The sequence below is a fragment of the Enterococcus sp. CWB-B31 genome, from assembly GCF_020567645.1.
GTDB lineage: Bacteria > Bacillota > Bacilli > Lactobacillales > Enterococcaceae > Enterococcus_L.
Genome location: NZ_JAJDJW010000011.1, coordinates 87,559 through 99,695, shown reverse-complemented (window position 1 = coordinate 99,695; position 12,137 = coordinate 87,559). Strand labels below are relative to the sequence as shown.

The 12,137-nt window shown below is 37.4% G+C and carries 11 protein-coding genes; 8 read left to right on the top strand and 3 right to left on the bottom strand.

Annotation, left to right across the window (positions count from 1 at the left end; genetic code table 11):
* Nucleotides 1-1,044 precede the first annotated feature (1,044 nt).
* On the top strand, nt 1,045-1,353 hold the full coding sequence (locus tag LI954_RS10950; protein WP_202066900.1) for an antibiotic biosynthesis monooxygenase family protein: 309 nt from the start codon (nt 1,045-1,047) through the stop codon (nt 1,351-1,353).
* Nucleotides 1,354-1,528: 175 nt separating this feature from the next.
* Here LI954_RS10950 and LI954_RS10945 read toward each other — a convergent pair whose 3' ends face one another.
* A complete protein-coding gene (locus LI954_RS10945; protein ID WP_229441951.1) occupies nt 1,529-1,774 on the bottom strand; it encodes a GlsB/YeaQ/YmgE family stress response membrane protein in 246 nt (81 codons plus the stop codon).
* A 122-nt stretch (nt 1,775-1,896) separates the two neighbouring features.
* Here LI954_RS10945 and LI954_RS10940 point away from each other — a divergent pair, with 122 nt between their 5' ends.
* Nucleotides 1,897-2,445, top strand: coding sequence for an RNA 2'-phosphotransferase (locus LI954_RS10940; RefSeq protein WP_202066902.1), 549 nt, complete (start codon nt 1,897-1,899; stop codon nt 2,443-2,445).
* Between the two features lie 194 nt (nt 2,446-2,639).
* On the opposite strand, the gene rlmD is transcribed toward LI954_RS10940, so the two are convergent.
* Nucleotides 2,640-4,010 (bottom strand): 23S rRNA (uracil(1939)-C(5))-methyltransferase RlmD, encoded by a 1,371-nt coding sequence (gene rlmD / locus LI954_RS10935; protein WP_202066903.1) that lies wholly within the window; start codon nt 4,008-4,010, stop codon nt 2,640-2,642.
* A 215-nt stretch (nt 4,011-4,225) separates the two neighbouring features.
* On the opposite strand from rlmD, the gene recX reads away from it, so the two are divergent.
* The 4 genes from recX to LI954_RS10915 all read left to right on the top strand — a co-directional run bounded on the left by recX (nt 4,226) and on the right by LI954_RS10915 (nt 8,138).
* Nucleotides 4,226-5,029: a recombination regulator RecX gene (gene recX, locus LI954_RS10930; RefSeq protein ID WP_229444483.1), complete on the top strand. Its 804-nt coding sequence runs from the start codon at nt 4,226-4,228 to the stop codon at nt 5,027-5,029.
* Nucleotides 5,019-6,212 carry an A/G-specific adenine glycosylase gene (mutY, locus tag LI954_RS10925; RefSeq protein WP_229444482.1) on the top strand — a complete coding sequence of 398 codons (1,194 nt, stop codon included), beginning with the start codon at nt 5,019-5,021 and terminating at the stop codon, nt 6,210-6,212. The genes recX and mutY overlap by 11 nt, the downstream gene beginning before the upstream one ends.
* A 303-nt stretch (nt 6,213-6,515) precedes the next feature.
* Nucleotides 6,516-6,665 carry a hypothetical protein gene (locus tag LI954_RS10920; RefSeq protein ID WP_202066906.1) on the top strand — a complete coding sequence of 50 codons (150 nt, stop codon included), beginning with the start codon at nt 6,516-6,518 and terminating at the stop codon, nt 6,663-6,665.
* A gap of 939 nt (nt 6,666-7,604) precedes the next feature.
* A complete protein-coding gene (locus tag LI954_RS10915; RefSeq protein ID WP_229444481.1) occupies nt 7,605-8,138 on the top strand; it encodes a DUF402 domain-containing protein in 534 nt (177 codons plus the stop codon).
* 143 nt (nt 8,139-8,281) lie between these two features.
* On the opposite strand, the gene LI954_RS10910 is transcribed toward LI954_RS10915, so the two are convergent.
* On the bottom strand, nt 8,282-8,713 hold the full coding sequence (locus LI954_RS10910; protein ID WP_202066908.1) for a GNAT family N-acetyltransferase: 432 nt from the start codon (nt 8,711-8,713) through the stop codon (nt 8,282-8,284).
* A 132-nt stretch (nt 8,714-8,845) separates the two neighbouring features.
* Here LI954_RS10910 and LI954_RS10905 point away from each other — a divergent pair, with 132 nt between their 5' ends.
* Together LI954_RS10905 and LI954_RS10900 are read left to right on the top strand one after the other, a co-directional pair.
* Nucleotides 8,846-9,988 (top strand): AI-2E family transporter, encoded by a 1,143-nt coding sequence (locus LI954_RS10905; protein ID WP_229444480.1) that lies wholly within the window; start codon nt 8,846-8,848, stop codon nt 9,986-9,988.
* A gap of 641 nt (nt 9,989-10,629) precedes the next feature.
* Entirely contained in the window at nt 10,630-12,009 is a 1,380-nt protein-coding gene (locus tag LI954_RS10900) for a hemolysin family protein (protein WP_202066910.1), read from the top strand.
* Nucleotides 12,010-12,137 lie beyond the last annotated feature (128 nt).

The following is a 12,137-nucleotide window of genomic DNA, read 5'->3' as shown; positions in this document are numbered from 1 at the left end:
GGAGTGGTTATCAACTTTCAACGAATGAATGATAGAAGCTTCCCGCTTTTGACGAAATAGTATAGGTGTTTTGGGAATAGATGGCTGTTTTTTACTTATGGGGGACAAATCATGGTGTGGGTACTGAGAATGCAATTGATTTTGTGGCTATAAAATCAATTCATTAATACGAAATTAAGGATATGCTCCTACGCTTCTTCGAATGCTCGTCGCATGTCTGAGGGGCAAGTAAAAACATGCTCCTACGCTTCTTCGAATGCTCGTCGCATGTCTGAGGGGCAAGTAAAAACATGCTCCTACGGTTCTTCGCATGCTCATCGCATGTCTGAGGGGCAAGTAAAAACATGCTCCTACGGTTCTTCGCATGCTCATCGCATGTCTGAGGGGCAAGTAAAAACATGCTCCTACACTTCTTCGCATGCTCGTCGCATGTCTGAGGGGCAAGTAAAAACATGCTCCTACACTTCTTCGAATGCTCGTCGCATGTCTGAGGGGCAAGTAAAAACATGCTCCTACGGTTCTTCGAATGCTCGTCGCATGTCTGAGGGGCAAGTAAAAACATGCTCCTACGCTTCTTCGAATGCTCGTCGCATGTCTGAGGGGCAAGTAAAAACATGCTCCTACGGTTCTTCGCATGCTCATCGCATGTCTGAGGGGCAAGTAAAAACATGCTCCTACGCTTCTTCGTATGCTCAGATCATACAAAGATTGGAACAGCGTTTATTTAGCTTTAAGGGTATCAGACATACTAATGTCACAGACTCATACGAAAGATGCGGTAATACTCCTTCTTTAAACGGAACTAGCTCATATCTATTTTTGCGAAAAAACTCACTGCTAAAGTTTTCAGACAAGTCCTAATAAAAGCAAAAGGATTAAGCTGTTAGAATGAAGGATAAAATTTTGGAAAATAAGAATAACTATGAAATATGTTGAGAATTTATTTATTTTAATAAGCGATAAGTAGAAAAAATGTAGTATAATTGATATTGATAATCATTATCAATAAAAGTTACCTACTTGCAAAAGAAATGAGGAGAGTAAATGTTTGTTCAATCAGTGACATTTGTCGTAAAAAAAGAGGGTAAAGAGCACTTTGAAAATAAGACGAAAAAAGATGTGGTTTCAATGCTGGGAAGAGATACCTGCTTATCAAGTGAATGCTGGTTTGCTGAAACAAAAGACACCTGTGAATTTGTATTAGTCTCCAAATGGAAGGATAAAAAAGCTTTTCAGGCGTGGTTGAAACGTCCGGAACACTTGCAGCAGCATAGGGAAGCTCATAAGAATAAAGATTCCAGACCAAATATTGTAGTGGAAAAAATAAAAAAAGGATATACAATTTTAGAATAGTTTTAAGAGTTAGAAAGCACTATTGCTGAAGTTTTAATGATTTCAATTACTGTAAATAACTTCTTTCCAACAGACGGAAAAAGGATATTTTGAGAAGCTTGTTTTTAATACAACATGACTCTCAAAATATCCTTTTTATGAAATTATCAGAAATGGAACACAGTTACTTCCCTAATTAATCTCTATGACCTGAAAAAAATGAAACAACAGCTATCAGAATTACTGCACCCAGTAGTGAGGGTACTAAAGCCATTCCTGCCAATTTCGGTCCCCATGAGCCAAAAAGCGCCTGTCCTATAGAGGAGCCGACTAAACCGGCGATAATATTAAATACGCAGCCCATTGATTCGCCTTTATTTGTAATTGAACCTGCAAGGGAACCAATAACGGCGCCTACAATCAATGTCCAAAGCCAACTCATAATGATCACTCCTTCAAATTTATTTACTGTTTAATCATACCATAAACTGTGATATATTAAATCAGACGGAAGCCCTATCTAACCTATATACTAATAGATGACTAACATGGAGGACAAAGAAAATGCTGACAAATCAGGAAATAAAAATCAGTAAGACTCTTTCTTATGCATTAAGGCATAAGCCTGAGGAATTCAACCTTGTTCTGGATGACCAAGGATATACGGAGTTGTCAGAGGTTATTAGGAAAATGGCTGAAAGTGGTTTTCCGGGATTGACAAAAGAAAAACTCCAAGCTATTTTGAACAGAAGCGATAAAACTCGTTGGGAAATAAAAGATGAGAAAATTAGAGCAGTTTATGGTCACAGCACAAAGAAAAAAATCGAAAAACTTCCTGTAATACCGCCTCAATATCTTTACCATGGAACAGCACACAGGTTCTTAGAGAATATTTTAAGGGAGGGATTAATTCCTAAGGGAAGACAATATGTTCATCTGTCACAGGAGGTTGAGACTGCAGTGATTGTTGGAAAAAGAAGGGATCAGTCTCCGATCATTCTCAGAGTTGCTGCATTGGAGGCTTCTGGAAATGGTTTACGTTTTTATCAGGAGCTTGAAGGAATTTGGCTGAGTGATGTGATACCTCCAAAGTATTTGGAAATAGAACAATAACCAGATATATCCAAAATGTATAAGCTTAAAAATAGAAGCAAAGGTTATACTGATCTTTAGAAGTTAGATTTTGATCTAATTTTTTGAGTCAGTTTAGATGTGCTTCTATTTTTATTTGCTTGAAAATATTTATGATAAGTTTACCGGGCTCAGCCGTTTATTTCGTATATTTAATAAGTGGAGTAAACCTCCATTTATTTTTTTGTCAGTTTTACCACGACTTCACAACGGGCAGTTTGTGGAAACATATCGACAGATTGCAGATAATTTACTTTGAAAACTTTCGCTAGCTGAACTAAGTCCCGTGCAAGGGTTGAAACATTGCAGGAAATATAAACCATTTTTTTAGGCGGCTGTTTTAAGATGACCTGCAGCAGTTTTTCATCCAGTCCAGTTCTTGGCGGATCAACAACAATACTATCAGGAGAGAACCCTTCGTTCAGCCATTTAGGCAGCAGCTCTTCTGCTGTTCCGACTTCATAATGAGTATTTGAAATACCTAAGGCAGCAGCATTTTGTTGTGCATCCTCAACCGCAGCAGGAATAGTATCCATTCCCCGGACTTCTTTCACCTGCTTTGCCAGACTAAGACCAATTGTTCCCACCCCGCAATAGGCATCTACAACTGTTTCATTTGCTTTGAGATTCAGTGCCTGACGTGCTTCGGCATATAGATGCTCTGTCTGTTCAGGATTCAACTGGAAAAAGGCTCTTGGTGAAAGATCAAAAGATAGTTCGCTTATTTTTTCGTTGATACTTTCTTTTCCCCATAGATGAACAGTTTCTTCTCCCATGATAAGGGAAGTTTTTTTATTTTGTATATTCTGCATGATTGAGACAACCTCCGGCAGAAGCTGTTGAATGTCTGTCAGTATTTCTCTTTTTTTAGGGAATTTCTGTGATTGCATAATGAATACCACTTGAACTTCACCAGTCTGAACACCAATGCGAACCATTAGTGTCCGGAAAATACCGCTGTTTTTTCTTTCATCGTAGATTGGCAGCTGATATTTATTCAAAAGCTCAACTAAAGTATTTATGACCTTGGTCACAGTAGTGTTTTGAACAAGGCAATTTTCAATAGGTACCAGATTATGAGAGTTCGGCTGATAAAGTCCGGCTTCAATAACCCCATCTTTTTGACGAAGCTGAAACTGTGCCTTATTTCGATAGTTCCATGGATTTTCCATTCCAATTGTCTTTCGCAGCTCGTATTGCTGGTAATTATCCGGTTTGAATTTTGCCAAAGCTTGTTTCAGCAAATCTCTTTTGAATTCAAGCTGCGCACGGTAGTTTAAATGCTGCAGCTGACAGCCGCCGCAGGTTTCATAAACCGGGCAGGGCGGTGTGATTCTGTTTGGAGAAGGTGTATTGATTTTTAGCAACTGTCCTTCAATAAATCTGGGATTTATTTTTGTGATTTTTATAGAAACCTGTTCATTCGGTAAAGCATTGGGAACGAAAACAATTGTCCGTTTATAGTAGCCTAAACCTTCTCCGTTAATGCCCAGACGTTTAATTTTTAAAGGAATGATTTGTCCGATTTTTACTTGTTGATTACTCATAAGTCCATCCTTTGATTTGTTTTTTTGTGACAAAATTATTCGTAAACTTTTATTAATTTAACTTTAAAATAAGAGTGTGCACAGTTTATGAAATTCTGCCTGCTTTATTAATTTTGTCAAGTCTTTTTCTATTTTAGCACAGTTTTTCAGGTTTGGCTTCTTGAGAATTTATGGTATAGTAGAATGTATGTTCTGATAAGAAAGGCGGAAAAAAGATGGAAAAGATTGTAAAGATTACGAAAGAAAAATCCCAATTCTATCTTGTTTGGCTGACTTCGGGAGAACATTTGCGTGTTTCAGAAGATATCCTGGTGAGATACCGGTTACTAAAAGATCAGGAAATTTCAGATTCAATAATTGCAGAAATCAAAAAGGCCGGCTCTTATGATGTAGGGTTGCAGTGGGCTTTAAACTATCTTAGTTATCAAATGAGAACGAAAAAAGAAATTCGGGATTATCTTAGAGATAAGGAATTTGAAAAAAGCGACAGAGAAAAAATCATTAATCAGCTAGTTGAAATGCAGCTGCTGGATGATTATTTATATAGTGAAAGCTATGTCCGAACTTTGATGAAAACGTCTGATAAAGGACCGCAGCAGATTAAACAGCAGCTTAAGAAAAAAGGTGTGGAAGATGAAGCAATTCAACAAGGGCTGGCTGCTTATACATTAAGTGATCAGCTGCTGACAGCATCAAAAGCTGCTGAAAAAGGGATGCACCGATATCGAGATAAAAGTTTTAAGGATGCTGTTCAAAAGACTAAACTTTATTTGATACAAAGAGGCTTTTCAAAAGCTATTGTCGAACAGGCGATTACTGATCTGGAATTTGAAAAAGATGAGGACCAGGAACTGACAATACTGCAGACGCAGGGAGATAGACTCTGGGAAAGAAATCGAAGTCTTGAACCAGCTAAGCGGAAATTAAAAGTAAAGCAGTCGCTTTATCAAAAAGGCTTTGACTATGAACTGATTTCACAATTTATTAATGAGAAGGAACAGGAAGCTGATGGAGAATAAATGGCAGAGCTGGATGCCTGATAAGAAGCAGGATTTTCAGACAAATTTTATTGAATGGTACGAAAAAGAGAAAAGAAATCTGCCTTGGCGAATAAACCTTGATCCATATAGAATTTGGATTTCAGAGATTATGCTGCAGCAGACTCGCGTGGATACGGTGATTGATTATTATTACCGTTTTATGAAATGGTTTCCCACAATTCAGGCTCTGGCTGAAGCTCCTGATGACAAGCTGCTGAAAGCCTGGGAAGGCTTGGGGTACTATTCCAGAGCCAGAAATCTTAAAATTGCTGCACAGCAGATTATGATGGAATTTAATGGACAGATGCCTCAAACGATTGAAGAGATAAGACAGTTAAAAGGAATCGGACCTTATACAGCCGGAGCGATCGGAAGTATTGCTTTCCAGCTTCCGGAACCGGCAATTGATGGCAATGTGATGCGAGTTGTCAGTCGTCTATTTGAAATCAATGCAGATATAGCTAAAGCTTCCAGTCGAAAAATATTCGATAAAGCTATGCGGGCAATCATTGATGAGGAGCGTCCGGGGGATTTCAATCAGGCAATGATGGATTTAGGTTCATCCATTTGTACACCGACTTCTCCCAAATGTGAAGAGTGTCCAATCAGCGGCTATTGTGAAAGCTATGAACAGGGAACGATGACGAATTACCCTGTTAAATCTAAAAAGCTGAAACCCAAAGATGTCTATTACATTGGTACAATTATAGAAAATGCAAATCAGGAGTATTTGTTGGAACAGCGTGAAGAAAACGGTCTGCTGGCAAATATGTGGCTGTTTCCAATAACAGAAGTTGGAAAAAAAGAATTTGAACAAATAAAAACTGAGTGGTCAGGCACTGAAAATAATCAACAGATTTCTTTGGAGTTGGAACAACCATTGTTAGTGGCAGAAGAGTTACCCGGAACTTCAGTGTTGGAAAATCATGATCAGGTTGTCTGGCAGAAACGTTCACTGGGAGAGGTCACGCATATTTTCAGTCATTTAAAATGGCATATTTTAGTTTTTTATGGTCGAAGTGTGGGAATTGCAGAGAATAAAAGAAATCAGACATGGGCATCGACAACTCAATTTTCAAAGCTCGTTTTTCCAAAACCGCAACAGAAGATGGTAGAGCTGCTAGAAAAAGTACAATACTTGAACAAGCATTTAAGAGAGTGATCAGCTTGTTATTATTATCATTGTTTTTTTCAAACACAAATAAAAAAATTGAAAAGAAGAGAAAAAATTCCTTGAAATGGAAACTTTTTTCTCTTCTTTTCTGTCTTTATATTATCATAAAATCAGCAGGTACGACATGATATTCTTTTTATATTTCTTATTTTGTTAAGTACTAGATAAAAAGGAGGGTTGAATATGATGTTCAGTCTAAATTAATTATTTAATGATGATTTTAGTAGTGGGTTGTATGGATTGAATTGTCATATTATACGAATAGATTTGCAATTAACAGAGACACAATTCATGAAACTGACAGAGAAAAGAACGGAGGCATTAAAAGCGAATCGCCTGCTGGATTTATCAATGGTAAACCAAAACTTCCCAGCTCAAAAACTTGGAGAATCTTTGCCAATTGATAATAGAAGTTATTTCCAGTATTTAATTGAACTGTAGGAGATTTTCTATTTTATCCGAAGCAGCATCTCTTTTCAAAAAGAAGATAAGGAAATGAGGCAAGGAAAACTCTGTTTATTTTTAAAAGTGAACAGATATCTTTATTTCGAATAAAGGGATGCTTTTTTCTGAGTTTGCTTTGGTTATCCGACAATTGGAAAATTTAAAAGGGATTGAGAAGGTTAAAATGCTGAAAAATAATTTTTTTCTGTCTACGAATATCTTGAATTTTTTGAACTGAACTTGTTGAATGACTGCGAGTTTGACTTGTTGCTTCACTAGTTAGGAATTTAAGTAATGACAATATTTTTCAAGTTCATTCTAAGTGAAGAGCAGGAAAGGATTCTATTAGTCCAAGAATTTTCAGCTAAATAATTTGAAGCAAAATGGAAACAGCATCTGTAGAAATATCTTTTACGACTTAGCAGCAGACAGCAAAAAGAGCTGAAGAAGAAAATACTGAAAATAGGTCTTCCTCCTATGGATTTTAGCTGAAATCTGCTTAAAAACTAACTTGTTTGCAAAAAAGAAAATTGTGCTATAATTAAGAAGATATCGGTGTAATGAGATCCTGAGGTTGTGGCATAAGTTGATGGCAGCTTTAAAACCTGAACAAACGGTGCTCCAGTTTGTGTGCTTCGAGGATTGCAGCATGAGAGCCGTAGAAGCAAACCTTTTCGTGCGACGAGTAATTGCAGGAGAAAAAATAGCTCTTCTGTGCTGCGCATACAGTTTCACTAAACTAGCTGAGCTGGTTTCATTTAAGGAATACTTATCGAAACTATGTGTACTATTCTGTTAAAGTACCTATGCAAGCAGAAACGGCAAAGTGGAACTAGCATCTCGGAGCTGAACAATTTTGACTTTACGATTCTTACTTTGTTGTGATTCTCGAGTCATACAAAAATTGTCACAACCTCACGGGAAAGTTGGGGTATTATGAAGATTCCTAAAGAGGGAGAGTTTGTAACGATTCAAAGTTACAAGCATGACGGCCATTTACATCGAACTTGGCGTGATACAATGGTATTAAAAACAAGCGAGTACTCTCTGATCGGCGTAAATGATCATACTCTGGTTACGGAGTCTGACGGGCGCAGATGGGTTACTCGAGAGCCGGCAGTTGTGTATTTTCATAAAAAATACTGGTTCAATATAATAGCAATGATTAGAGAAAAGGGGGTTTCTTATTATTGCAATCTTGCCTCGCCGTTTCTTTTAGATGATGAGGCTTTAAAGTACATCGATTATGATTTGGATATCAAGGTTTTTCCTGATGGAGAAAAACGTCTGCTTGATGTGGACGAATATGAATTTCATAGTAAAATTATGAATTATCCGGAAAATATCGATTTTATTTTGAAGGAGAATGTTAAAATTCTCGTAGATTGGATTAATAATGAAAAAGGGCCGTTTTCTGACGCGTATATTGATATCTGGTATCAACGCTATCAGCAGCTTGCTAAGAAATGATCGATGTAAATGAATCGAAATGTAGTAAAAACTTCCACACTTTTAAAGTGCGGAAGTTTTTGTTTGTAATGAATGAACCAGGTTTATCCAGTTCAGGCATTGCCAATAGTTATTTGAGAAATTTATTTCCTAATTTGACGACTCTAAAGAACTTTATCCATTTGAAAGTGGGGAATATCTGCATCAAGAAATTCTTCACCGTGCTTGGTATAGCCGAGCTTTTCATAAAAATCAAGAGCAGTAGCCTGAGCACCTAAAGTAATGGTGTGAAAGCCTTGTTTTTTTGCAAAATCTTCAACGCCTTCAATCAGCAGCTTTCCGAAATGCTTTCCTCTATAAGGCTTCAAAACAGCCATTCTTTGAAGTTTTACTGTATTGTTTTCTAATGGAAGCAGTCTGCAGGTTGCTATTGCCTGATTTTCCTGGTAAAGAATGAAATGAATGCAAGCCGCCTCATATTTATCTATTTCGATATCTTTGGGAACGCCCTGTTCAATCATAAAAACCTGATGACGGATGTGAAGTGCATCAAGATACATATCACTCATTGTGTCTTTTGTATGGACAATTTTCATACTTTGCCTCCTCTTAAGTTTTGAGATAAATCAATTATACTATAAAATAGGATAAAAAGAATTTTGCTATCTTTTTCTGCAAAAGATATGCTAGAATTCATTAACAAGAATTTTTGGTGAGGGGGAAATAAATTGTTTGAGAAATTAAAGCAGTCAAAGTTAATGTTTTGGTCTGTTGAACTGCTGGTATTGGCTACACTGATCCTGGTTTCATCGAAAATTAATTTCATTTTTGAACCAATCGGCACTTTTTTTTCTACGTTGTTTGCACCTGTACTGGTTGCGGGGTTTCTATATTATGTGTTGAATCCATTGGTGAATCTGTTGATGAAATTAAAAGTTAAGCGGATTTGGGCAATTGTTCTTGTCTTTTTACTGCTGATTGCTGCAATTATTTTGATTCTGGTTAGTATTATTCCAAGCTTGGCAAATCAGCTTGCCAGTCTGGCTGCAAGTATGCCGGAATTCATTAGAAATGCAGAAATCTGGTTTTATGAAATGGCTTCTCTGCCAATTTTCAAGGATCTGGATCTGACCAGCTATATTGAGCGGCTGGATATTTCTTATGGGAATATTATTCAACAGTTTCTGAGCGGGCTGTCCAACAGTTTAGGCTCTATAGTTTCCACTGTTGCATCAACGACAATCGTGATTTTCACCTCGCCGTTTATTTTGTTTTACATGCTTAAAGACGGCAAGCATGTTATTCCTGCACTTGAGCGTTTTATGCCGAAAAAGCGCAGAGCTGATTTGGTTGAACTACTTGAGAAGCTGGATAAGACATTATCCAGCTATATCAGCGGACAGGCAATTGAATGTTTGTTTGTAGGTACATTCACCATTATCGGTTATTCGATTATCGGTGTGAGGTATGCTTTTCTGTTTGGCGTCATCGCAGGTTTGACGAATTTAATTCCTTATTTGGGTCCGTATCTGGGATTAGCCCCTGCTGTGTTAGTCACCATTTTTGATGATCCATTTAAAGCATTACTTTGCTGTATTGTTGTGCTGATTGTTCAGCAGCTGGATGGGAATATCATTTATCCAAATGTTATTGGTAAAACACTTAAAATCCATCCATTAGCCATTATTCTTATTTTACTGGTAGCAGGAAATATTGCTGGATTGTTAGGGATATTTCTTGGTGTCCCTTTCTATGCGGTTTGTCGGACAATTGTCATATACATTATTGAGACAGTGCGGAAAAGTAAGAAAGAAGAACGGGAAGCGTTGGTTTTGGAGGATTCAATTGAATTAAAAAATAGTAATCAATGATTGAAATAATTACCCACTTGTGCTACTCTTTTATCGTGACTGCTGGAAAGTGTGGTCACGTTTTTTATCACTTTTATTAGAGCAAAGAATTTAAAGAGACGAAGGCCCTGATGCTAAACATAGCAAGAGTAGCTAGGATTTTTATTTACAGTGGGACTCGATACAAAGACGTGTCAATAAGTGAATCTACGGTTCTCATTACGCTACGAACCTCGATACAAAGACGTGTCAATAAGTGAATCTACGGTTCTCATTACGCTACGAACCTCGATACAAAGACGTGTTAATAAGTGTATCTACGGTTCTCGTTACACTGCGATCCTCGATACAAACGCGTTTATAAGAAGATGAAACGCGTTGGCTACCGGACCTCAAAAATGAAAAGCAGATCATGAAAGATGAACTGCTAACCAAAATTTAAAGGAGAGCCGAAGTCCTTGCCGCTTTAGCGGTATAGGAATTGGGACATCGGACCTCAAAAATAAAAGCAGTTCATAAAGGTGAACTGCTAACTAAAATTCAAAGGAGAGCCGAAGTCCTTGCCGCTTTAGCGGTATAGGAATTGGGACATCGGACCTCAAAAATAAAAGCAGTTCATAAAGGTGAACTGCTAACTAAAATTCAAAGGAGAGAATACCATTATGAACAATGCTGACCCCGAGAGTCAGTCGCTAATTGCGCAGCTTTTATTATTAGTTGTTTTAACATTGATTAATGCATTTTTAGCTGCTGCCGAAATTGCTGCAGTGTCGGTGAACAAAAATCGTTTGGAGCAAAAAGCAGATGAAGGAGACAATAAAGCTAAAAAATTATTAACCATTTTGAATGATCCGACAAATTTCCTGTCTACGATACAGGTTGGAATTACTTTGGTAAATATTTTGTCAGGGGCTTCACTTGCAAACACTTTATCATCAAAGCTGGCTCCCATACTAGGTGGAGGCGCATTAGCAAAAAATTTAGCCAATATTATCATTTTGACGATATTAACATATGTTTCCATCGTATTTGGAGAACTTTATCCAAAGCGTATAGCAATGAATAAATCGGAAGAGGTGGCTCAGTTTACTGCTGGTCCAGTTCGTTTTATAGGAATGATTGCCCGACCTTTTGTCTGGCTGCTTTCTGCTTCCACAGATTTAATCGCTAAACTGACGCCTATGAAATTTGACGATGAAAATTCAAAAATGACGAGAGATGAAATGCGGTATATGCTTGAATCTGAGGGTGTTTTAGAGCATGATGAGCTGGAGATGCTTCAGGGGGTTTTTTCACTTGATACAAAAGTGGCCCGCGAAGTTATGGTTCCCAGAACAGATGCGTTCATGATAAATATAGAAGATGATATTAAAGAAAATATTAGTCTGGTCTTATCGGAAAATTATTCGCGGATACCTGTTTATAAAGATGACAAAGATAAAGTAATTGGTGTTCTTCATACGAAAAATTTGTTGAAGGCTGCACATAATTTTGGATTTGACAATGTCAAGCTGCATGAAATCATTCAGGAGCCGCTGTTTGTACCGGAAACAATTTTTATTGATGATCTTCTATACGAACTGAAACGGACACAAAACCAAATGGCTATTTTGCTGGATGAATATGGCGGAGTAGTTGGACTTGCAACACTCGAAGATCTTTTAGAAGAAATTGTCGGTGAAATAGATGATGAATCAGACGAAATAGAAAACCTGTATTCTAAAATTAATGACAATGAATACCTTATTCAAGGTCGTATGCTCATAGATGAGTTTAATGAAGCCTTTGGAACAGACTTGCATATGAGCGATGTTGATACAATGGCAGGCTATCTGATTACGGCGTTAGGGACAATTCCTGATGAGAATGAAAAGCTTTCATTTGATGTTGGGAATGTCACACTCATCTCTGAAGAAATGGAAGGTGCTCGAGTTCTTGTTATCAAAGCGATTTTCCACGAAGAAGAAGAAATAGATGCTGAACCGGAGGAATCGAGACGTTTCTTCCGTAAAGAGCATGGAGAAGATGAACCTAGACGCTAAAAGATTTTGATGAGCTGAATATCTGATAAAGGAGTTTGGGACAGCAATAAAGTTCCAAACTCTCTTCATATAGAAATGATTTATTTTTATACTCGGGCTCTATGACCTAATGATTGGTGCAGATCTTT